We start from the raw sequence: 21,925 nt of genomic DNA on the forward strand, positions 1-21,925 counted from the left end.
TATAAAAATTACCGCCGCAGTCACTGGCTGTCGGCAGGAGACACGCTATGCCCCGTCTGGCTAAACACCTCGCCTGGTTTGCCGTGGCTGTCCTGGGAGCGATTGCGCTGAGTGTCGTGGCCCTGCGCCGCGGCGAAGCGATCAACGCCCTGTGGATCGTAGTCGCAGCCGTCGCCATCTACCTCGTTGCCTACCGCTACTACAGCCTGTTCATCGCCAACAAAGTGATGCAACTCGACCCCAATCGAGCCACTCCGGCTGTGCTCAATAACGATGGTCTGGACTACGTGCCGACCAACAAACATGTCCTGTTCGGTCACCACTTCGCGGCCATTGCCGGTGCAGGTCCGCTGGTCGGCCCGGTGTTGGCGGCGCAGATGGGCTACCTGCCCGGCACGCTGTGGTTGATCGCCGGCGTAGTGCTGGCCGGTGCGGTGCAGGACTTCATGGTCCTGTTCATGTCCACCCGCCGCAACGGTCGTTCCCTGGGCGACATGGTCCGTGAGGAAATGGGCCGCATCCCCGGCACCATCGCGCTGTTCGGCTGCTTCCTGATCATGGTCATCATCCTCGCGGTGCTGGCGCTGATCGTGGTGAAGGCCTTGGCCGAAAGCCCTTGGGGCATTTTCACGGTGATGGCGACCATCCCGATCGCGATGTTCATGGGCATCTACATGCGCTACATCCGCCCGGGTCGCATTGGTGAAATCTCGGTGATCGGCGTGCTGTTGCTGCTGGGCTCGATCTGGCTCGGCGGGCAGATTGCCGCGGATCCAGTGTGGGCCAAAGCCTTTACCTTTACCGGTATCCAGATCACCTGGATGCTGATCGGTTACGGTTTTGTCGCGGCGGTATTGCCGGTGTGGCTGATCCTGGCACCCCGTGACTACCTCTCCACCTTCCTGAAAATCGGCACCATCGTCGCCCTGGCGATTGGCATCCTGGTGACCATGCCCGAGCTGAGAATGCCGGCCCTGACCCAGTTCGTCGACGGCACCGGTCCGGTTTGGAAGGGCGGTCTGTTCCCGTTCCTGTTCATCACCATCGCCTGTGGCGCGGTCTCCGGTTTCCACTCGCTGATTGCTTCCGGCACCACGCCCAAGCTGCTCGCCAGTGAGGGGCATGCCCGTTACATCGGTTACGGCGGCATGCTGATGGAGTCGTTCGTGGCGATCATGGCCATGGTCGCGGCTTCGGTCATCGATCCGGGTGTGTACTTCGCCATGAACAGCCCGGCCGCCGTAGTCGGTGCCGATGCGGTCGCGGTTGCACAAACCGTCAGCAGCTGGGGCTTTGCCATTACCCCGGAAGCCCTGCAAGCGGTCGCCCATGACATCGGTGAAACCACCATCCTGGCCCGTGCCGGCGGTGCGCCGACCCTGGCGGTCGGGATCGCGCAGATCCTGCACCAGCTTCTGCCGGGTGAAAACACCATGGCGTTCTGGTACCACTTCGCGATCCTGTTCGAAGCGCTGTTCATCCTCACCGCAGTCGACGCCGGTACCCGTGCCGGTCGCTTCATGCTCCAGGACTTGCTCGGCTCTTTCGTGCCGGCGCTCAAACGCACCGAATCCTGGACCGCCAACCTGGTGGCCACCGCCGGTTGCGTGGCCATGTGGGGTTATCTGTTGTACCAGGGCGTGATCGATCCACTGGGTGGCATCAACACCTTGTGGCCGCTGTTCGGTATCTCCAACCAGATGCTGGCCGGTATCGCGCTGATGCTCGGCACCGTGGTGCTGATCAAGATGAAGCACCAGCGTTATGTGTGGGTGACCTTGCTGCCGGCCGTATGGCTGCTGATCTGCACCACGACAGCGGGCTTCATCAAGCTGTTCGACGCCAACCCGGCGATCGGCTTCCTGGCCCTGGCGAAGAAGTACAGCGATGCGCTGGCCAATGGTCAGGTGCTGGCCCCGGCCAAGAGCATCGACCAGATGCAGCATGTGATCTTCAACGCCTACACCAACGCGACCCTGACTGCGCTGTTCCTGTTCGTGGTGTTCAGCATCCTGTTCTTTGCGCTCAAGGTCGGTATCGCTGCCTGGGGCACCAAGGAACGCACGGATAAAGAAGCGCCATATCAAGCGCTGCCGGATGCCTGATCATGTTCAATGACCTGAGTCGCCTCGGTAAATACCTCGGTCAGGCCGCGCGCCTGATGGTCGGCATGCCCGACTACGACAACTACGTCGAGCATATGCAGACCAAGCACCCGGACAAACCGGTGATGGACTACGAGGCGTTCTTCCGCGAGCGCCAGGAGGCCCGTTACGGCAGTAAAGCCGGACCGAAGTGCTGTTGAGTGACATAAAAACCGGCTGAAAGGCCGGTTTTTTATTGAATACAGGAATGCCCTGATGACAACGTCCTTGCAGCCAATGCTGCTCATCCACTGTGCAACTCGTTACTGATTTGAACTGTTTATCAGCTATCTCCAAAGATGAAGCGACAGTTTCCCCGACCGGGACTTTAATGGAGGGTCTGGAGCGACTGATCGCGGGGCTGTCATAGCCTCAAGGCTATGGATCCCATACCGAAAAGCTATTTCATCAATCGGTGATCCGGAGCCACGCTCAAAGGTGGTTAGCTGAAAACAAAATCAAGAGGAGATGCCATGTCAACTGAATCGAAATGCCCGTTCAATCACGCCGCTGGCGGTGGCACGACGAACCGCGATTGGTGGCCGAACCAACTGAACCTGAAGATCTTGAGTCAACACTCGCCCAAGTCTGACCCGCTGGGAAGCGACTTCAACTACGCCGAAGCCTTCAAGAGCCTGGACTTCCAGGCGCTGAAAAACGACCTGACTGCGCTGATGACCGATTCCCAGGATTGGTGGCCGGCGGACTTCGGTCACTATGGGCCTTTCTTTATCCGCATGTCCTGGCACGCCGCAGGCACCTATCGCACCGGTGACGGCCGGGGTGGCGCCGGCTCCGGCCAGCAACGTTTTGCGCCGCTCAACAGCTGGCCGGACAACGTCAGCCTCGACAAGGCCCGTCGGCTGCTCTGGCCGGTCAAGCAAAAGTACGGCAACAAAATCTCCTGGGCCGACCTGATCGTCCTCGCCGGCAACGTCGCACTGGAATCCATGGGCTTCAAGACCTTTGGTTTTTCCGCTGGCCGCCCCGATGTCTGGGAACCGGACGAAGACGTCTACTGGGGGGCTGAAGGCAAGTGGTTGGGTGGCGACGTGCGTTATGGCAAGGATGCCGGGCAAAATCCCGTAGAGCGCACTCTGGAAACCCCCCTCGCAGCCGTGCAGATGGGCCTGATCTACGTAAACCCGGAGGGCCCTGAAGGCAACTCCGATCCGGTTTCCGCCGGGATAGATATCCGTGAAACCTTTGCGCGCATGGCAATGAACGATGAGGAAACCGTCGCGCTGATCGCGGGCGGTCACGCCTTCGGCAAAACCCACGGTGCAGGTCCCGTCGATCATGTCGGACCTGAGCCCGAAGCCGCCGGCCTCGAACTGCAGGGCCTGGGCTGGAAGAGCACGTTCGGTACAGGTAAAGGTGGCGACACCATCTCCAGCGGCCTGGAAGTCACCTGGACCACCACGCCAACCCAGTGGAGCAACAACTACCTGGAGAACCTGTTCGGTTACGAATGGGAACTGACCAAGAGCCCGGCGGGGGCAAACCAGTGGAAGCCGAAAAACGGCGCGGGTGCCGGCACCATTCCGGATGCACACGATCCGTCCAAACGGCGCGATCCGACCATGCTGACCACGGACCTGTCGCTACGCTTCGACCCGATCTATGAACCGATTTCGCGGCGCTTCCTGGCCAATCCAGACCAGTTGGCCGACGCCTTCGCCCGTGCCTGGTACAAGCTGATTCACCGTGACATGGGTCCGCTCTCACGCTACTTCGGCCCGGAAATGCCGAACGAAGAACTGCTGTGGCAAGACCCGATCCCTGCCGTCGATCATCCGCTGGTCAATGACAGTGACGTGGCGGGCCTGAAAAGCAAGGTGCTGGCGTCCGGCCTGTCGGTCTCGCAGCTTGTATCTACAGCTTGGGCGGCGGCTTCCAGCTTCCGTGGCTCCGACAAGCGCGGCGGTGCCAACGGCGGGCGTCTGCGCCTGGCACCGCAAAAGTCCTGGGAGGCCAACCAGCCAGAGCAACTGGCCAATGTGCTGGCCAAACTCGAAGGCATCCAGAACGAGTTCAATAGCGCGCAAACCGATGGCAAGAAAATCTCCCTGGCCGACCTGATCGTGCTCGCCGGTGGCGCGGGTGTCGAACAGGCTGCGAAAAACGCCGGCCACAGTGTGACGGTGCCGTTCAGCCCGGGACGCATGGACGCCAGCCAGGAACAGACCGATGTCGAGTCCTTTGGTTTCCTTGAACCGATTGCCGACGGCTTCCGTAATTACCTGAAGCAACAGTACCGTGTACCGGCCGAAAAATTGCTGATCGACAAGGCACAACTGCTGACGCTCAGTGCGCCGGAAATGACGGTATTGCTGGGTGGCCTGCGCGGGTTGGACATCAATGTCGGCCAGAGCAAACACGGTGTGTTCACCACGCGTCCGGAAGCCTTGACCAACGACTTCTTCACCAACCTGCTGGATATGGGCGTGGAGTGGAAGCCCGTGTCGGATGCCCAGCAAGAGTATGAAGGGCGTGATCGCAAAACCGGTGCAGTGAAGTGGACGGGGACGCGGGTTGACCTGGTCTTTGGTTCCAATGCGCAGTTGCGTGCGTTGGCTGAAGTCTATGCCTGCGCCGATGCGCAGCAGAAGTTCGTCAAGGACTTCGTCGCTGCGTGGACCAAAGTGATGAACCTGGACCGATTCGACTTAAACCGCACTGTCTAGAGGGGATGTTGTCATAACGCTGGTTGTTGATGTTTGGTGGGCTGGCATGGGTAGTTTTAATGTGGTTCCTGCAAGCTATGATCGATACACACACTCAACACAAAAACCCGGCCACCGTGCCGGGTTTTTTGTTGCCCGTTCATCTGCTCGAATGCACCCTGCAATCCACACAGCTTCAAACCAATACGACTTGCGCTGTGACAAGACGCCCGGTGGGATCGATCGGCGAGCCAAGTAAGTCGCGACACGTTTCGCGAATCGCAAGCGTCTGGCCAAGGCATGATGGTCACCTTCCGACAAGAGAAAGCGAGCTCTCTCCTGTCAGTCCCTTTCCTACATTGGAGCTTGTCAGCGCTTGGCAAAGCTGTGCCCGAATGATCGTGCCCTGTGATTTACGATAATGGCGGGATTACTTCTCGACCAGTATTTTCGGGTTGGCGCTGCCCCAGACGGTATAGAGGTCGGCCAGTAGCGCACCGTTGATCTCTTCGACTTCAGCCTGGCTGACTTCGCTTGCGCCTTGTTTGCCAAACAGCACTACTTCATCACCCGCCTTGACGTCGGGTGCATCCGTGACATCGACCATCACGGTGTTCATCGAAACCTTGCCCACCACCGGCACGCGATGACCATTGATCAACACCACGCCTTTATTGGTGAACACGCGGCGATAACCATCGGAGTAACCGACCGTGATGTTGGCCAGTTTCGAATCACGTGACAGGGTGAATGTACGGTCGTAACCCACGGTGTTTCCAGCGGGATAGCTATTGACCGAGGCCACATGCGACTTGAACTGCATCACGCGCCGATACTCAGTGCGCGAGATGACGGTATCGCCAAACAACGCGCCGCCCGTGCGCACCATGTCCAGGCGCGATTCGGGTACTTCCAGGGTGGCGAAGGAGTTGGCCGCGTGCAGGGTGATTTTCTTGCGATCGAGCTGGGCCACGTCCATCAGCCAGGCCGCTTGTTCGTTGAAGGTTGCCAGGCCCTTGCGTACGTCGTCCTTATCCTCCACGGCGAAGTGGGTCATGATCGCAACCACTTCGACATTTGGCAGTTTGGTGATCGCCAGCGCGTCTTGTTTACCCTGCTCGGTAGCCATTTCCACGCCGTTACGGCTCATGCCGCTTGAGTTGAGACCGATGTGCACCTGCAGTTTGCGACCGTGTTTATGTGCAAGATCGGCCGCTTGGCGGGCGAAATCGAGGTTGCCAACCAGTTCCTCGATGTTGTACTGCAGAGCATTTTCCAGCTCCCCCAGGGAGGCGGTGCGAACACGGATTAACTGGCCTTTAAAGCCGCTTTCGCGAACCACTCGCGCCTCTTCGTTACTGGCGACCGCCACACACGGTACACCCAGCGCGATCACTGAAGGCATCACCAACCCGATACCATGACCATAAGCGTCGGCTTTCAGTACCGCACAGAGTTTCGACTTGCCGGCGAGCTCGGCTTGCAGGGTACGGATATTGTGCTCTAACGCGGTCTTATTGATTTCTATCCAGGCATTACTGATTTGCGCAGTCAGCTCGGAGTTGCCGTTAGCGAGCGACAGCGGCGCCGCTGCCTGGGCATTGCTCTGTAAAAAAACCAGGCCGAGGGACAACGCTAGAACAGTACGGGTAAAGGGCATCTGAAACTCTCCATGTAATCGGTCTTTTTATTATTCCGGTGCCGATTATTGGAAGGCGATGTAAGTTGCCGTTGTACGCCGGGTTCGAAGATGTAAAAACATGTAAGGAATTTGTTCGCGCTCAGCTTGACCCCAAGCGATGGCATCAGGAAGGTTTGTTGCCGGAACGGTTACCGCACAACAGAAATTCATGTCGCGACATTGGAGAGGGCATGACCAACGTCACTCGCCTGCACGCTCAGGTGCAGACCAACATCATGGTGAAGTGAACTGTTCAATGCTGTGGATTCATCTGCCTGCACCAGCTACTTTGAGATTTCACGCAAGGAGTTCGGACATGGCAGATAAATATGTTGGAAAAATAGTTGGGGTTGGCACAGATAACCTGGAATACGTGATTAACATCTATCAGGACGAGACCATTGAGCGCTCGCCAAACGGCATGGTTCGACATGAAGGTCTGAAGCATTTCGAAATGCAATTTGGTGGTGCCGTGAATAAAATTTCCGAAACTGAGTACGAGATTGTCGCTACGGGAGTTAGGGTCACTGTGCATGATGGTGAAAGCTAAGAGGGTCGGCCTCTCATGCCTGACGGTGAATGAGTTCGGCTTCAGCATTGCCTGGTCATTCGCAACGGCTGGCTTCATCGGCGTGCTCGGCGTAGAGCAGGCTCGTCAGCTTGGCAAGCGCTGGGCTGAGCGAAAGGCAGACGAGAGCTAATTCGCGACACGATTCGCGAATTAGCAAATTGTGTCGCGGATACCGGGAAGGCTCGAGTGATGTTCGCGAAGCTATCTGCCATCAATCGAATACTTGCCAGGACCAGTAATGCCCAGCAGCAGCAAACCGCCCATGATACTGAGGTTCTTGAAATATTGGGTCATGTTGGCTGCGCGCTCTGGGTCAACCATAGTCCAAAAGTGATGTCCGATTAGAGCAGTACCGAGTACGAACAAGACGAAGAGAAATGCGAGTGGGCGGGTGTAGAAACCCACGACTATCGCTATAGCGACAAAGAACTCCATGACGACCGCAATCCCCGCAGCGACCATGGGCATGGGCACGCCGAGAGAGCTCATGTAAGTAGCGGTACCGTCAAAGTTGGTCAGTTTGCTCCAGCCGGAAATGATGAAAAGGATCATCAGAAGGATGCGCGCGAGCAGGATGATCTCGTTTCTCTGATTCTCGAACAGGTTGTATCTCATGACTACCTTCCTTTTGTGATGGGCAGTTTTATATTAGCTGCCGCCTGGAAGTTCGCCTGGGCACGACAACGCACTCTCTTCTGGTAGGAATCTGAAGGATTCCCATGACAACCAAGCAACCCGACTGGGAGGCAATTGAACGTGCCTCCCGGGCCGGATTGCTTTCCACCCGTGAGATCGCATCTGCCCAGGGCATCACCCACGGTGCAATCAATAAGCGCGCCAAGCGTGATGGGTGGGAGCGAGACCTCAAGGTGCCGGTCAACTGCATCACTCACCTGCCTGTGCCAGCGCGGCAACCAGTTCATCGGTGGTCAGGATGGCGTGAGCGAAGGTCGGACCGTTCAGCTCATGGGCCGAATGCATCATCTCCGGCATGAAGGCCGCGGTCGCATCCCGCACCAGGGTGACGTGATAGCCGAGTTCCTGAGCGTAACGGGCGGTTGCCTCGATGCAGGTATTGGCCAGCAGGCCGACGATGATCACGTGGGTAATGCCCTTTTGCTTGAGGCGAAAATCGAGGTCTGTATTGGCAAAACCGCTGGAGCCCCAATGTTCCTGCACGACGATGTCACCGTCCTTCGGCGCGAAGTCGGGGTGCCATTCGCCGCCCCATTCACCCCGTGCGAAGTGATGCATATGCATGACCTTGCACTGGGTGGGGCTTGGGTGATCCCAGTTTTCGTAGTCGCCTTTTTCCCAGCGGCGGTGCGGTACGATGACCACCGGGATGTTGAGCGCGCGAATGGTGCGATCAAGCGTGCGCAGGTTGTCGAGCAGGCCGACTTGCTTGGCCATTGGCTCGATCAAGGGGTAGATCTTTCCGCCCTCCGACAGAAAGTCGTTGTAGGGGTCGACCAGCAGATAGGCAGTCCGGTCAAGAGGGTAGGTGGCGTTGGGCATGACGGTTCTCCGCAAAACAATCCGTGGATGGTGAAGTGTAGTTGCTCAGAATCTACGTTAATATGATAATCATAGTAACTAGGAAAGAGGCAATACCGCATGTCGGTGAAAACAACCGTTTCTGAAACCCTGTGTCCGATTTCCCGGGCCGAAGCCATCGTTGGCGACCGCTGGACGGTGCTGGTGTTGCGGGAGTTGTTCATGGGTAGCCATCGCTTTGATGACATCCAGGCGCAGACCGGCGCTACGCCGCAAATGGTCGCGGCGCGCTTGAAGAGCATGGAGGCCGACGGGCTCGTAGAGCGCCGCGCTTACAGTGAGCGGCCAAAACGCTACGAATATCACCTCACGGAAAAAGGCGACGCGTTCTACTCGGTGGTCCTGGCGTTGCGGGCCTGGGGTGAAACCTGGTGCAAGTCGCCCGAGGAAGGCCTGGCGGTGGTCTATACCCACCGCAGTTGCGGCGAGCCGGCCGGGCTCGGACCGATGTGCGCCCATTGCGGGCAGCCCTTGCGCCGCGCAGACCTGGTCAGTGAGCCGAGTGCCGCCTATGTCGCCGAACGCAGCGCCCGGAGCGACGCTTTCAAGGGCAGTCGCGGGGCGGCGGGGGAATAAGACCAACGACGTGCCCGCAGCTGCGGGTTTGTATCCGCAGGTATCCGCAACGCCCGCCGTTACCGGGGCATACAAAACCGCCGTTTCCCGACACCCGGGCGATACACGGCGGCCTTCAAATGGAACCACCGGCACCGCGCCACTTTCGGCGCGGCCTGGCGTGGTTCAATTGGAGGAAAGACAATGTTGCGTACCCACACCCGTCACACCCTCGGCAAGCTTGGTCTGGCTCTGGCCGCCGCAGGACTCGCCACTGTAGCGAGTCTCTCTCAAGCCCAGGAAACACAGCCGGCCCCTGCGATGAAAAGCTGGCAGCAGGGCCTGCATCGCACCGACCTGGTACGCGAAGACCTGGGCGCCGCCGATCGCGAAGTCCTTCAGGTGCTCGTGGACTTCGATCCGGGCGTGACTTCGCCCAAACATGCTCACCCGGGCGTAGAGGTGGCGCACGTGATCAGCGGTACCTTTGAGTATCAACTGGAAGGTCGGGCACCGGTGACGCTCAAGGCCGGTGATTCGTTGTACATCCCTGACGGCGTCGCCCATGTAGCGAAGAACGTGGGTGGAGGCAAGGCCTCGGAACTGGCGACCTACATCGTGAAGAAAGGCGAACCGCTGCTGATCCTGAAGGAGTAGTAGGAGCGAGCTTGCTCGCGATGGTCGTTAACGAAAACGCGCGCTTGCTGGCTATGCGCGGCGCTCTTGAGACCATCGCGAGCGAGCTCGCTCCTACACCTACAGCAATTGCGGTGCTCAAAAAGCCTGGCCTGACCGGTATCAAGACGTCAGGCCAGGCTTTTCTGCATCGGTCAAACCAGATTGATTTCGACGTCGATGTTGCCGCGGGTCGCTTTGGAGTACGGGCAAGTCTGATGCGCCATTTCCACCACCTTGCGTGCGATGGTCGGGTCCAGGCCCGGCAGGCTGACATTCAGACGGGCTTGAAGGAAGAAAGCGTTTTCGGACTTGCCCAGATCGATTTCGGCATCCACCGCAACGTCGTTCGGCAAGGCCACTTTCAGCGCGACGGATGCCTTGCCCATCGCCCCGATGAAACAAGCCGACCAACCCGCCGCCAGCATTTGCTCAGGATTGGTGCCGGCACCTGAAGAGCCGGGAGGCGAAAGCTTGATGTCCAGACGTCCGTCGGTGCTGCGCGCCTGACCGTCGCGGCCGCCGGTGGTGTGGGTCTTGCCGGTGTACAGCACGGTATCGATTGCATTGATCATGGTGGTTTTTCCTGTCAGTGGGTCGCTGGAATGCTCGGAAAACCTGCGCTTTCCGATGCGCCACACTTTTTCATTTCCATGTACTGCACATATGTCCTGAACCTGGCGGATTTGTATCGCTGTGTAAGGTGTCCGGGGGGAAGTACAGTTCGATACAAACCGCTTGAATGCCTTCGACTGGGGAGGGTGTGGCGGTCAAGCTTGGCGTTCCACACTCAGTGTCCCGGTGGTGTTATTGACTGCAAACCTCCCACACGCACCCGCGTAGCCAGCGATGCGCCGGGTCGGCGTCCATGCGCGGGTGCCACAGCATCGAAACCGTGATCGCCGGCGTGGGGAACGGCAGGGCAAAGCAATGCATTCCCTGGCACAGGTTGCCGACGTGCCGCTGCGGTACGCTGGCGACCAGGTCCGAAGCCCGCGCCAATGCAATCGCCGAAGAGAAGCCAGCGACAATGGTGGCGATGTCGCGCGTCAGTTCCAGCTCATTCAAGGCATCGTCCATGACGCCTTTTTCGTGGCCCCGACGCGAGACCAGGATGTGCCGGGCGGCGGCATAACGAACCGCTGTCATCTCGCCTCGAGCCAGTGGATGACCCTTACGCACGACGCCAATGAACCGGTCGCGAAACAGCATCCGGGTCCGCACTTCCGGGCTGGTCGATTCGCCGATCACACCGGTTTCCAGGTCCACCGAGCCGTCGCGCAGCAGGGTGCTGTCCTTGTTCAGCTTCTGCACAAAATTCAGGCGGACACCGGGTGCTTCCTGGTGGAGGCGGGCGATCAGTGGTGGTCCGAAATTTTCCACGAAGCCATCGCTGGTGCGCAGGGTGAAGGTGCGCGCCAGTTGATTGAGATCCAGTGCCTCGGCGGGGCGCAGGACGGCTTCGGCGTCCTGCACGAGCGCGCCGACGCGTTCACGCAGCTCCAGCGCCCGGGGCGTGGGAACCAGTCCGCGACCGGCCCGCACCAGCAGCGGATCACCCGTGGTTTCGCGCAACCGCGCCAGCGCCCGGCTCATGGCTGAGGGGCTCAGGCGCAACCGCTGCGCAGCGCGGGCCACGCTGCCTTCTTCGAGCAACACGTTCAGGGTGATCAACAGATTCAGGTCTGGCATCGAATCAATTCCTGTGGGAGCGAGCCCTGTGGCGAGGGGGCTTGCCCCCGTTGGGTTGCGAAGCAGCCCCAAAATCTCTGATGCACCAAAGATCTTGTGAGTGCTACGCACTCAAACGGGGGCAAGCCCCCTCGCCACAGGGCTCGCTCCCACATTTTCGAGTGTGGCGTTGTATGCACGTATAAAGTGCAAATGCTGCGTCTTCCGCCATGTTAGGTGCGGGCTTAGGCTCGAGACAACCTATTTGCGGAGTCACGAGAAAATGAAGTCCATATCGATTCGGGGCGCCTTGGCCAGCCTGTCGTTATCCATGTTGCTGTCGTCCCTGGGCACCAGCATTGCCAACGTTGGTTTACCGACACTGGCCGCAGCGCTCTCGGCCTCCTTCCAGCAAGTGCAATGGGTGGTGCTCGCTTACCTACTGGCGATCACGGCGCTGATCGTGAGCGTCGGCCGGCTCGGCGACATCATTGGCCGTCGGCGATTGCTGCTGATCGGCATTGCGGTGTTCACCGTCGCCTCGTTCCTGTGCGCCCTGGCGGCCAGTCTGTGGTTGCTGATTGCCGCAAGGGCATTACAGGGCATCGGCGCGGCCATCATGATGGCGTTGACCATGGCGCTGGTGAGCGAGGCAGTGCCCAAGGCAAAAATGGGCAGCGCGATGGGCCTGCTCGGCACCATGTCGGCGATTGGCACGTCGCTCGGCCCGACCCTCGGCGGTTTTTTGATTGCCAATCTGGGGTGGCAGGCGATTTTTCTGGTCAATGTGCCGTTGGGTGTTTTGGCGATTGGGCTCGCGCATCGTTTTTTACCGAAAGATTGCCGTGAGAAGAGGGTGGATCGAGCGGGTTTCGATGTCCTCGGCACCTTGGTACTGGTCTTGACACTGCTGGCCTATGCGCTGGCGATGACCCTCGGGCGTGGCGGTTTTGGTCCGCTGAACACGGCACTGTTGCTGGTGGCGATGGTCGGGGCGGGCGTGTTTGTGTTCGTCGAGCGCACAGCCGAGTCACCGCTGGTTCGACTGACGATGTTCCGCAATCCGCAGCTGAGCGCAGGTTTCGCCATGAGCATGCTGGTGACAACCGTGGTCATGGCCACCCTGGTGGTGGGGCCGTTTTATCTCACCGGCGCACTGGCGTTGAATGCAGCGAGCGTTGGTCTGGTGATGTCGACGGGACCGTTGGTCGCCGCACTGGCCGGGGTGCCGGCGGGTCGATGGGTCGACGGATTGGGCGCACATCGATCCAGCATGCTCGGATTGATTGCCATGTTGACCGGCGCTTGCATCCTGCCCGCCGTGCCGACGGGCTTTGGTGCGCTCGGCTACATCGTGCCACTGGCGGTCATTACCGCCGGTTACGCGCTGTTCCAGGCGGCCAACAATACCGCCGTCATGTCGAATATTGCGACGCCGCAGCGTGGCGTGGTGTCCGGTTTGCTCGGGTTGTCGCGCAATCTTGGCTTGATCACCGGCGCTAGCGTGATGGGCGCAGTGTTCGCCTTCGGTTCGGCCAGCAACGATGTTTTGCAAGCGCAACCCGAAGCCATCGCACAGGGAATGCGGCTGACGTTCGTGGTCGCCGCCGGGCTGATCCTCGTCGCCCTGGTGATTGGCGCAATCAGCAAAATCGTTTCACGTCGCCTGATCGCGCCGTGCTGAAAAACGGCGCGACTGTCGTGAAAACGACCTGTTTGCGCTGAACGCGAAGCCTCGCGAGTTTTCTGTTGAACGAGTGTTCAGTCTGGACTATGTTGAGGGCCACCTTCCCCCGGCTGGTTGCGGGCTTGCGTTTCTTCAATTCGAACGAGGCACTGGCATGCGGTTTTCACCCTTTGTTGAACGGATCAGTGGCCAAGGCGTTGCTGCCTGGGATATCCACTACGCGGCCAACGCTGCGCAGCGCAATGGCGAGGACGTGATCATCCTCAGCGTCGGCGACCCGGATTTCCCCACTCCCGATTTCATTACCGATGCCGCCATCCACGCCCTGCGCGAAGGGGATACCCACTACACCGAAATCGCCGGTCGCCAGGCCCTGCGCGAGGCCATTGCCGGCCGCTACAGCCAATTGATCGACCGCGAACTGCAGGCGACCAACGTCATTCTCACGGCAGGTGCGCAGAACGCCTTGTTCGCCACCTCGATGTGCCTGCTCGGTGCCGGCGACGAAGTGATTGCCTTCGATCCGATGTACGTCACCTACGAAGCGACCCTCAAGGCGTCCGGCGCCACGCTGGTGCGGGTGCCTTGTGCGGCGGACTCGGGTTTCCGCCTCGATGCCGCCGTGTTGGCCAAGGCCATTACCCCGCGCACCCGGGCGATTTTCTTCTCCAACCCGAACAACCCCACCGGCGTGGTGCTGGGTCGTGAAGAGCTGCAAGCCATCGCCGACCTCGCCATTGCCCATGACCTGTGGGTGGTGGTGGACGAGGTCTACGAGAGCCTCGCCTATGAGCGTGAACACCTCAGCCTGGCAGCGTTGCCGGGCATGGCCGAGCGCTGCGTGGTGATCGGCAGCCTGTCCAAATCCCATGCCATGACCGGTTGGCGCATCGGCTGGGTCGTGGCCGATCAAGCCCTGGTCAACCATGTCGAAACCCTGGTGTTGAGCATGCTGTACGGCTTGCCCGGGTTTGTCATGGAAGCGGCGCTCAAGGCCGTGCAGTCCCATGACGAAGTCACCCACGGCATGCGCGAGATCTATCGTCGGCGCCGCGATCTGGTGGTGTCCGGATTGGCGGATTGCCCGGGCATCAGCGTGCTCAATCCCGATGCCGGCATGTTCGTGCTGGTGGATGTGCGCGGCACCGGCCTGACCTCGCTGGAGTTCGCCTGGCGCCTGCTGCGCGAAGCCGGTGTCTCGGTGCTGGATGCCGCGGCATTCGGTGAGCCGGCCCAAGGGTTTGTGCGGCTTTCATTCACCCTGAGTGATGAGCGACTGGCCCAGGCCTGCCAGCGTATTCGCGGCTTTGTCCAGGTACTCAATGGTGAAGCGCCCAGGCCGGTGATCGGCACGGTGACCAGCACCGCGACCGTCGAACCGGCCGCGGCCAGGACCATGATCGAGGTCGATGGCCTGCACAAACGCTTCGGCAATATCGAAGTGCTCAAGGGTGTTTCCCTGACCGCCCGCGAGGGCGAAGTGATCTCCCTGATCGGTGCCAGCGGCTCGGGCAAAAGTACCTTGCTGCGCTGCATCAACATGCTCGAAGTGCCGGACCAGGGCCGCATCCTGGTCGATGGCGAAAGCATTCACCTTAACCAGAACCGTCCCGGCGCACCGCTGGTGTCGGACGCCAAACAGCTTGTGCGCATCCGTTCCAGCCTGGGCATGGTGTTCCAGAACTTCAACCTCTGGCCCCATCGCACGGTGCTGGAAAACCTCATCGAAGCGCCGACCCAGGTCCTGCGTGAAAGCCGTGCGGAGGCCACTGAACGGGCCGAAGCCCTGCTCGAACGCGTCGGGCTGGCGGCCAAGCGCAACGAGTACCCGGCGTTTCTCTCCGGGGGACAGCAACAACGGGTGGCCATCGCCCGGGCCCTGGCCATGCGGCCCAAGGTCATGCTGTTCGATGAACCCACCTCGGCACTCGACCCGGAACTGGTCGGGGAAGTGCTGCGGGTGATCCGCTCCCTCGCCGAAGAAGGCCGGACCATGATCCTGGTGACTCATGAAATGGCTTTCGCACGCGATGTCTCTTCCAAAGTCGCCTTTTTGCACCAAGGGCTGATCGAGGAAACCGGTTCGCCGGACGAAGTGTTCGTACACCCACGCAGCGAGCGTTGCCGACAATTCGTCAACGCTCATCAGACTCGCTAACTCATCATAAAAAGACGGGAAAACAACATGGGAAATCGACGTTTTGCAAACTGGTTGACCGGTGCGGCCTGCGTATTGCTGGCCGGCATGAGCGCGGCCCAAGCGCAACCGATCAGGTTCGCGGTGGCAGCCGAACCCTATCCGCCATACACCGAAAAACAGGCCAATGGTGAGTGGAAGGGCTTTGAAGTCGACCTGATCCACAAGCTGTGCAGCGAAATGAAAGCCGATTGCGAAATCAAGGAAGTAGCGTGGGACGGCATCATTCCGTCGCTGCTGGCGAAGAAGATCGACGTGATCTTTTCCTCGATGTCGGTGACCGAAGAACGCGAGAAACAGATCGCCTTCAGCAAGGCCTACTACGATTCGGCGATTGCCGTCGTCGGCCCGAAAGAGGCTTCGGTGAAGAAGTACCCGGATGACCTCAAGGGCAAGATCATCGGTGTGCAGAACTCGACCGTGAGCGCCAGCTACCTGAAGACCTACTACGAAAAAATTGCCGACATTAAGTACTACGACACCCAGGACTCGGCCAACGCCGACCTGATTGCCGGGCGCATCGACCTGATGATGGCCGACGGCACCGCCATGGCCGCATTCATCAAGACCCCGGATGCCAAGGACCTGGCCTACCTCGGCACCGTGCCTTATGACCCGATCTTCGGCAAAGGCGTGGGTGCCGGCCTGCGCAAGGACGACACCGAACTCAAGGCCAAACTGGACAAGGCCATCCAGGAGCTGCTGGCGAGCAAGGACTACGACGACCTCTCCCAAAGCTACTTCGGCACCAGCGTGAAGCCTGCGTTCTGACAGCCAGGTCGAACGCGAACCCTTGGAAAACGCAAATCCTTGTGGGAGCGAGCTTGCTCGCGATGAGGGCATGACAGTCAACATCCAAGTTGACTGAACCACCGCTATCGCGAGCAAGCTCGCTCCCACAGGGTCTGGCGGTGCTTTCTAACCGCCAACTGGAGACTGAAATGCCGGCAATGTTCGATCTGATCAATTTCACTGAGCAGGGATGGGGCAGTGCGCTGTTGAAGGGGCTCTGGATGACCCTGCAGATTTCCGCCGGGGCCTTTGTCCTCGGGCTGGCTATCGGACTGGTGGTGGCGTGTCTCAAGCTCGGCGCGCCGAAGCCGATTGCAGCGCTGATGCGCGGCTACACCACGTTGTTCCGGGCGGTTCCGGAATTGCTGCTGATTCTGCTGCTGTACTACGTCGGCTCCATGCTCCTCAATTCGCTGATGACCCGGCTCGGCTACGGCGTGGTCAATGTCAGCGGCCCGCTGGCGGCCATCGTGGTGCTTGGGCTGGTGCAGGGCGCCTATGCCTCGGAGATTTTCCGCGCGGCGATCCAGGCGATTCCCTTCGGCCAGATCGAAGCGGCCAAGGCGTTCGGCCTCAACGGTTTTGGGCTGTTTCGCCGGGTTACGCTGCCGATCATGGCGCCGTATGCGATGGCCGGGATGGCCAACCTGTGGATCAACCTGATCAAGGACAGTGCGCTGATCAGCGTGGTCGGCACCAATGAGCTGCTGTACACCGCCAAGCAAGGCGCGGGGTCGACGCGCCACTATCTGTTGTTCTACCTCACGGCTGCCGCGTTGTATTACGCGGTGACGCTGGCGTCGAACTATCTGTCGGGTCGGCTTGAGCGACGTATTCGTCGCTGGATGCCTTTGGCTGAGTGATTGAAATGATTCCAGCGTGGATAGTTGAATACGCGGCACTGTTGGGCCGGGGGCTGCAAACCACCCTCGTCATTCTGTTGGTATCGAGTGTGTTCGGTTACCTGCTGGCGGTGCTGGTGGCGCTGGCACGGATTTCGAAAAACAAGGTGATCGCCAAGGTCAGCCTGTTCTACACCAGCGTGACGCGCGGCACGCCGTTGCTGATCCAGATCTACATCTACTACTACGGGCTGGGCAGCCTGTTTGCCCAGTTCCCGCTGATTCGTGGCAGCTTTCTCTGGCCGTACCTGCGTGATGGCTACTGGTACATCGTGTTCGCCCTGGTGGTGTCGATGGGGGCCTATGTCGGCGAAGTGATTCGCGGTGGCCTGCTGGCGGTGCCCAAGGGTGAGATGGAAGCCGCGTCGGCCTTTGGCATGACGGCGCGCCAATCGTTGTTGCGAGTGCGCTTGCCCCGAGCCCTGCGCCTGCTGTTGCCGACCCTGGCCGGGGAAACCGTGATGCTGCTCAAGTCCACGGCACTGGCCTCGACCATCGCCGTGATCGACCTGCTCGGCGCCGCCAACGTGGTCCGCGCGCAGACCCTGCAAGTGTACGAACCCTTGTTGCTGGTGGCCGCCGTCTACGTCTGCCTGACGTTCCTGATCGAAGCGCTGTTTGCCTTTGCCGAACGGCGCGGGACGCCCGTGCGCAGGTCAGCCTGATGAGTTCGCCAACGGTTGACCGCTCGCTGCAGGGCATTGGCCTGTGCACCCTGGGCTACGCGTTCCTGGCCTTGCAGGACGCGGTCATCAAATGGCTGGTGGCCGATTATTCGGTGGTGACCATCCTGTTCTGGCGCAGCCTGGTGGTGGTCGCCGCGGTGTTGCTGGCGGGGCGCCTGCGCCTGATCCAGCGGGCCTGGCGTTCACCGAGCCGGCGCTTGCTGGTGGTGCGCGGTTTGCTGTCGATCGTCGCCTGGGTGCTGTACTACACGGCGGCCAGGGACCTGACCCTGGCCGAGATGACCACCCTGTATTTTTCCGCGCCGATCATGGTCACGGTGCTGGCGGCGGTGATCCTCAAGGAGCGCGCCAGCGGTTGGCAGTGGTTCAGCCTGATCATCGGTTTTGTCGGGGTGGTCATTGCCTGTCGCCCCGACAACATGACCGATCCGTTGCCGATCGTCCTGACCCTGCTGGCGGCGATGTGCTGGGCGTTCACCTACATCCAGTTGCGTCAGGTGGATGAGCAGACCTCAGTGCTGGAGCAGATGCTGATCACCAACGTGGTGTTCGTGATTTGCATGGCGGTTGCCCTGCCGTGGACCCACACGCCATCACCGACGCCCGCCTGGCTGGGCATGCTCGGCGCCGGCCTGGTGGGTGGCATCGGCCAGTTCCTGTTGTTCGCCAGTTTCCGCCGCGCCACCGCGACCCTGCTCGCGCCGTTCGAATACACCGGGCTGATCTGGGCGTTTGCGCTGTCGAGCCTGGTCTGGGGCACGCTGATGGACATGTCGCTGATGATCGGCGCCGGGCTGATCGCCGTCAGTGGCACCCTGGCGATGATCTTCGGCCGGCATTCTTCACAGGATGTCGTCGGTGCTGAATGCTCCGTGACGCAGCCCCTTTATCCAGCAACGGCAGATGTGGAGTCCGTTGGCGGCGCTGAAGGTCTCGGGGTTCAGGCACCACTCGAGCCAGAGCCCGTCGAGCATCGCCGATAAGCCGATGGCGGCCAGGCGCGTGTCGTGAATCACGAAGCCTTCGCTGGCGGCCAGCCCGTCGAGCAACTGGCGGATCAGGTCGAGGTAGGCGCGGTAACTTTTTTCGTGGGACTGGCTGACGTGTTCGGAGTGACGGATCAGGCTCCAGAACACCACCCACACGCCGAGCAGTTTCGGGTCCATGACCCTGGGCGAGAACGAGCCTTCCAGGAAGGCATCGATCTTTTGCGCGGGTGTCTGGGCCTGCTCGATTTCCTGGAGCAGGGCGGTGGTCAGTTCGCTCGCGAGCCGCTGATAGGTGTCGGCGATCAGTGCCTCGATGCTGCCGAAATGGTGGTTGAGCAACCCCACGGACACGCCGGCTTCGGTGGCAATGCGCCGTACGGAAATCCCGGCGTGACCGTCGCGGCCCAGGCAACGCAGAGTGGCGGCCACCAGCATTTCGCGACGGTCATCGGGTTCGGCGCGGCGGTTTTTCGGGGCATCGGTTGTCACAGGGTTGTCCTTGGGTGAGGTTCCACGATTCCGAGCTTAGTTGAACGTCTGTTCAATCACCAGCTACAGCAGCGATACCACGTTTTTCAGCATTCATGACGGGAGGGAAGCCAATGCCGCAGGATATTTCGTTCAGTGTTCGCAACAACAATGGCGATGCCGTGCGGGTCGGTGCCTGGCGTTATGCAGGCGACGGCAGCGGGCCAAACGTGCATCTGCAAGCCGGCGTACACGCCGATGAAATCGCCGGGATGCTGGTCCTGCACTTGCTGATGCAACGACTGCACACCGCCGAAACCCAGGGCCGGCTCAAAGGCAACATCACCGTGGTGCCGCAGGCCAATCCGCTGGGCATCGGGCAGTTTCGCCAGGGGCGGATCCTTGGTCGTTATCACGACGCCACCGGGCATAACTTCAATCGCTCGTTCGACCAGTCGACGGCCATGGAGCGACCTTCGACCTGCGTTCAGCAATGGCAAAAGAAACTGGTGCAACTGGCCGCCCCGGCCGATGTGATGCTTGACCTGCACACCGACGACGAGGCGCTACCGTACCTGTACGTGCACCGCAGTTTCTGGCCCCGTGGCCGCGAACTGGCGGCGGCGATGAAGATGGACGTGGCGATCATCTGGGATGACGGCGGCGATGGCTCCTTCGAGGAAACCATTATTGCCCCATGGATACGCGACGGAGTCACAGCGGGGCGCATGGCTGCGACCCTGGAGCTGCGCGGGCAGGGCGATGTCAGCGACCGTTTTGCCGAACAGGATGCCGCAGGGCTGTACAACTGGCTGTGCGGTTGCGGTGTCATCGATGAGTCAGTGGCGCCTGCAGAATGGCCCGTCGAAGCCGTGGAAATGGGCCACATGGAAACCATCCTCGCCCCGCAACCCGGGGTGCTGATCTTCGAAAAAGAGCTGGGGGATTTCGTCGAAGAAGGCCAGCGCTTTGCGCGGATTCTCGGGCGCCCGGGCGATCCGTCTTCCGAAGTGGTGTTGCACGCCGAACAAGCGGGGCGCCTGGTGACGCGCTATCGCGACCGCCTGATACCCCAGGGCATGGGCGTGGCGAAATTCACCGGCAGCCGGGTGTCGCGTAACTGGAGCGGCGGGTTGCTGGACCCGAACTAAGCCTCACCTTCGCAATAGTAGTGTCATGACATTTGTGGCGAGGGGGCTTGTCGGAACGCCGCACCGCCCCGTTCGGCGGCGAAGCCGTCGCAAAACCTGCCTGCACTATCTGACTGAAGAAAAGCGGGGGCCGCTTCGCAGCCCAACGGGGGCAAGCCCCCTCGCCACAGGTTCGGTGTAAGCCTCAGCCAACATCAGCCCGGCTCAGTTGTCAGGGAATGCTGAGGGTAATCAGGTAGCTCCCCGAGCGGACAGGGGAGCCTGCATCATCCACCAACGCATACTGCTGATCGAAATAGCGACCTTCCCGACCACTGTCAGCGAGCAGTTTGACGTTGACGCTGGATTGACCGACAGCGCTCACACTGGCGGTTGGCGCGATGGTGTTTGCCTCAATCCCCATCGCGCGACTCTGGGCCGGGCATTGGTAAAGTTCGAATGTGCCATGCGTACCCACGCGTGACTGACAGCCCGGCTCGACAATGCTGCCTTGAAACCTGATGGTGCCCGGCGCCGCCAGGCACGCACCACTGAGTGCGAACAAAAGACTCAATCCCGCTGCTATACGTTTGCCGTTCATGCTTAACGCTCCTTGAGTTGTAAGGTCTAGGTCGTCAATGAACTCTAGAAGCTTGAGGCTTTTGTTGTATCGCCGTGTATCAGGGCGCCACATCTTCGTACAGCCATACAAAACCAGCTCCCCACGGATACAGCCCGGATACACCACTGGGGCCAAATGGACCTGCCAAAGCGAGAGGCACAACGCAGCTCGCAACCAGGTTTATCAACCCTTGTGGCACGACCAATAGTGGTCCAGCCGCGCAAATGATCCGGAGTATCAACATGTCTCGTATCCAGTCGAACAAAACCCGTATTGGCCTGCTCGCTGTTGCACTGGTCGGCGGTATCAACTTCGCTTCCACTGCGTTTTCCGCTGAAGCCTTGCCTCAGGGCTATCAACTGGCCTCTGCGGAAAAGACCAGCGAAGGCAAGTGTGGCGAAGGCAAGTGCGGTGCCAGCGAAGCCGGCGCGCAAAAGACCCAGGCCGAGGGCAAGTGCGGTGAAGGCAAGTGCGGCGATGCTTCTTTCGCGCGCACCGACACCGATGATGACGGCCGCGTGTCGCTCAAGGAACTGCTGGCGGTGGCGCCCAAGGGCACTGAGGAATTCAAGGCGATGGACACCAACAGCGATGGTTTCCTGTCCGAGGGTGAGGTGTACAAGTTCCGCACTAACCAGTTCACTTCCAACGGCAAGAAAGTACCGACGGAACTGTTCACCAAGTTGAGCCAGGCTAAAGACTGATCGGTCGCAAACAAAAAACCCTTCCTGTGTTGAAACGCAGGAAGGGTTTTTTGCGTGGGCAGTACTGTATGGGAGAACGTTGTGAAAGTTCACTCAAGGAAGACTTATGTGTTTCTCGATATTTCATTACTTCACCGGGCAATAACCGCTTTTCAACCCCTCCTGCCCTGGAACTCTGGAGCTAGCCATGTTGCAGCGGTGGAGGGTTGGCGAATGCTACAGGGCTCA

At 60.1% G+C, this 21,925-nt stretch carries 21 protein-coding genes and 1 pseudogene; 15 read left to right on the plus strand and 7 right to left on the minus strand.

Annotated features, from left to right (window positions below):
- The first annotated feature begins 47 nt into the window (after positions 1–47).
- The 3 genes from AC1RS8_RS10035 (at position 48) to katG (ending at position 4,831) form a co-directional block, all read left to right on the plus strand.
- Complete coding sequence (locus AC1RS8_RS10035) at positions 48–2,105, plus strand: carbon starvation CstA family protein (protein WP_489338729.1); 2,058 nt, start codon at positions 48–50, stop codon at positions 2,103–2,105.
- A 2-nt stretch (positions 2,106–2,107) separates the two neighbouring features.
- Positions 2,108–2,305: a YbdD/YjiX family protein gene (locus tag AC1RS8_RS10040; RefSeq protein WP_007976534.1), complete on the plus strand. Its 198-nt coding sequence runs from the start codon at positions 2,108–2,110 to the stop codon at positions 2,303–2,305.
- A 312-nt stretch (positions 2,306–2,617) separates the two neighbouring features.
- A complete protein-coding gene (gene katG, locus AC1RS8_RS10045) occupies positions 2,618–4,831 on the plus strand; it encodes a catalase/peroxidase HPI (protein ID WP_489338728.1) in 2,214 nt (737 codons plus the stop codon).
- A gap of 409 nt (positions 4,832–5,240) precedes the next feature.
- Here katG and alr read toward each other — a convergent pair whose 3' ends face one another.
- Positions 5,241–6,470, minus strand: coding sequence for an alanine racemase (alr, locus tag AC1RS8_RS10050; RefSeq protein ID WP_090456287.1), 1,230 nt, complete (start codon positions 6,468–6,470; stop codon positions 5,241–5,243).
- A gap of 337 nt (positions 6,471–6,807) precedes the next feature.
- Between alr and AC1RS8_RS10055 the strand changes: the two genes are divergently transcribed.
- Entirely contained in the window at positions 6,808–7,041 is a 234-nt protein-coding gene (locus AC1RS8_RS10055) for a hypothetical protein (protein WP_090456285.1), read from the plus strand.
- Entirely contained in the window at positions 7,025–7,192 is a 168-nt protein-coding gene (locus tag AC1RS8_RS10060; RefSeq protein ID WP_407516494.1) for a hypothetical protein, read from the plus strand. The genes AC1RS8_RS10055 and AC1RS8_RS10060 overlap by 17 nt, the downstream gene beginning before the upstream one ends.
- Positions 7,193–7,263: 71 nt before the next feature.
- Here the strand turns inward: AC1RS8_RS10060 and AC1RS8_RS10065 are convergent, their stop codons facing one another.
- Together AC1RS8_RS10065 and AC1RS8_RS10070 are read right to left on the minus strand one after the other, a co-directional pair.
- Positions 7,264–7,677 carry a DoxX family protein gene (locus AC1RS8_RS10065; RefSeq protein WP_218496475.1) on the minus strand — a complete coding sequence of 138 codons (414 nt, stop codon included), beginning with the start codon at positions 7,675–7,677 and terminating at the stop codon, positions 7,264–7,266.
- A 270-nt stretch (positions 7,678–7,947) separates the two neighbouring features.
- Positions 7,948–8,580, minus strand: coding sequence for a cysteine hydrolase family protein (locus AC1RS8_RS10070; RefSeq protein ID WP_090456283.1), 633 nt, complete (start codon positions 8,578–8,580; stop codon positions 7,948–7,950).
- Between the two features lie 99 nt (positions 8,581–8,679).
- Here AC1RS8_RS10070 and AC1RS8_RS10075 point away from each other — a divergent pair, with 99 nt between their 5' ends.
- Positions 8,680–9,195, plus strand: a complete 516-nt coding sequence (locus AC1RS8_RS10075) for a winged helix-turn-helix transcriptional regulator (protein WP_489338727.1) — start codon at positions 8,680–8,682, stop codon at positions 9,193–9,195.
- Between the two features lie 183 nt (positions 9,196–9,378).
- Positions 9,379–9,831: a cupin domain-containing protein gene (locus AC1RS8_RS10080; protein ID WP_223531989.1), complete on the plus strand. Its 453-nt coding sequence runs from the start codon at positions 9,379–9,381 to the stop codon at positions 9,829–9,831.
- A gap of 173 nt (positions 9,832–10,004) precedes the next feature.
- On the opposite strand, the gene AC1RS8_RS10085 is transcribed toward AC1RS8_RS10080, so the two are convergent.
- Together AC1RS8_RS10085 and AC1RS8_RS10090 are read right to left on the minus strand one after the other, a co-directional pair.
- Positions 10,005–10,424: an organic hydroperoxide resistance protein gene (locus tag AC1RS8_RS10085; protein WP_489338726.1), complete on the minus strand. Its 420-nt coding sequence runs from the start codon at positions 10,422–10,424 to the stop codon at positions 10,005–10,007.
- 232 nt (positions 10,425–10,656) lie between these two features.
- On the minus strand, positions 10,657–11,541 hold the full coding sequence (locus tag AC1RS8_RS10090; RefSeq protein ID WP_340317037.1) for a LysR family transcriptional regulator: 885 nt from the start codon (positions 11,539–11,541) through the stop codon (positions 10,657–10,659).
- Positions 11,542–11,803: 262 nt separating this feature from the next.
- On the opposite strand from AC1RS8_RS10090, the gene AC1RS8_RS10095 reads away from it, so the two are divergent.
- The 6 genes from AC1RS8_RS10095 (at position 11,804) to AC1RS8_RS10120 (ending at position 18,767) form a co-directional block, all read left to right on the plus strand.
- Positions 11,804–13,204 (plus strand): MFS transporter, encoded by a 1,401-nt coding sequence (locus tag AC1RS8_RS10095; protein WP_489338725.1) that lies wholly within the window; start codon positions 11,804–11,806, stop codon positions 13,202–13,204.
- 157 nt (positions 13,205–13,361) lie between these two features.
- Positions 13,362–15,365 (plus strand): aminotransferase class I/II-fold pyridoxal phosphate-dependent enzyme, encoded by a 2,004-nt coding sequence (locus AC1RS8_RS10100; RefSeq protein WP_489338724.1) that lies wholly within the window; start codon positions 13,362–13,364, stop codon positions 15,363–15,365.
- Positions 15,366–15,392: 27 nt separating this feature from the next.
- Positions 15,393–16,175 carry a transporter substrate-binding domain-containing protein gene (locus AC1RS8_RS10105; RefSeq protein WP_489338723.1) on the plus strand — a complete coding sequence of 261 codons (783 nt, stop codon included), beginning with the start codon at positions 15,393–15,395 and terminating at the stop codon, positions 16,173–16,175.
- Positions 16,176–16,345: 170 nt separating this feature from the next.
- Positions 16,346–17,059, plus strand: a complete 714-nt coding sequence (locus AC1RS8_RS10110) for an ABC transporter permease (protein ID WP_057396652.1) — start codon at positions 16,346–16,348, stop codon at positions 17,057–17,059.
- 5 nt (positions 17,060–17,064) lie between these two features.
- Complete coding sequence (locus AC1RS8_RS10115) at positions 17,065–17,763, plus strand: ABC transporter permease subunit (protein WP_154908666.1); 699 nt, start codon at positions 17,065–17,067, stop codon at positions 17,761–17,763.
- Positions 17,763–18,767, plus strand: coding sequence for a DMT family transporter (locus AC1RS8_RS10120; protein ID WP_489338722.1), 1,005 nt, complete (start codon positions 17,763–17,765; stop codon positions 18,765–18,767). Before AC1RS8_RS10115 ends, AC1RS8_RS10120 begins: the two co-directional genes overlap by 1 nt.
- Here the strand turns inward: AC1RS8_RS10120 and AC1RS8_RS10125 are convergent.
- Positions 18,723–19,208, minus strand: a pseudogene (locus tag AC1RS8_RS10125) (TetR family transcriptional regulator C-terminal domain-containing protein); the annotation flags it as partial. The gene AC1RS8_RS10120 and the pseudogene AC1RS8_RS10125 overlap by 45 nt on opposite strands.
- Before the next feature lie 167 nt (positions 19,209–19,375).
- Between AC1RS8_RS10125 and AC1RS8_RS10130 the strand changes: the two are divergent.
- A complete protein-coding gene (locus tag AC1RS8_RS10130; RefSeq protein WP_489338721.1) occupies positions 19,376–20,392 on the plus strand; it encodes a M14 family zinc carboxypeptidase in 1,017 nt (338 codons plus the stop codon).
- A 211-nt stretch (positions 20,393–20,603) separates the two neighbouring features.
- Here AC1RS8_RS10130 and AC1RS8_RS10135 read toward each other — a convergent pair whose 3' ends face one another.
- Positions 20,604–20,972: a type 1 fimbrial protein gene (locus tag AC1RS8_RS10135; protein ID WP_489338720.1), complete on the minus strand. Its 369-nt coding sequence runs from the start codon at positions 20,970–20,972 to the stop codon at positions 20,604–20,606.
- A gap of 263 nt (positions 20,973–21,235) precedes the next feature.
- Between AC1RS8_RS10135 and AC1RS8_RS10140 the strand changes: the two genes are divergently transcribed.
- Positions 21,236–21,697: an HvfA family oxazolone/thioamide-modified RiPP metallophore gene (locus tag AC1RS8_RS10140; protein WP_407516486.1), complete on the plus strand. Its 462-nt coding sequence runs from the start codon at positions 21,236–21,238 to the stop codon at positions 21,695–21,697.
- Positions 21,698–21,925 lie beyond the last annotated feature (228 nt).

The organism is Pseudomonas sp. GW821-FHT12A04 (assembly GCF_058807755.1).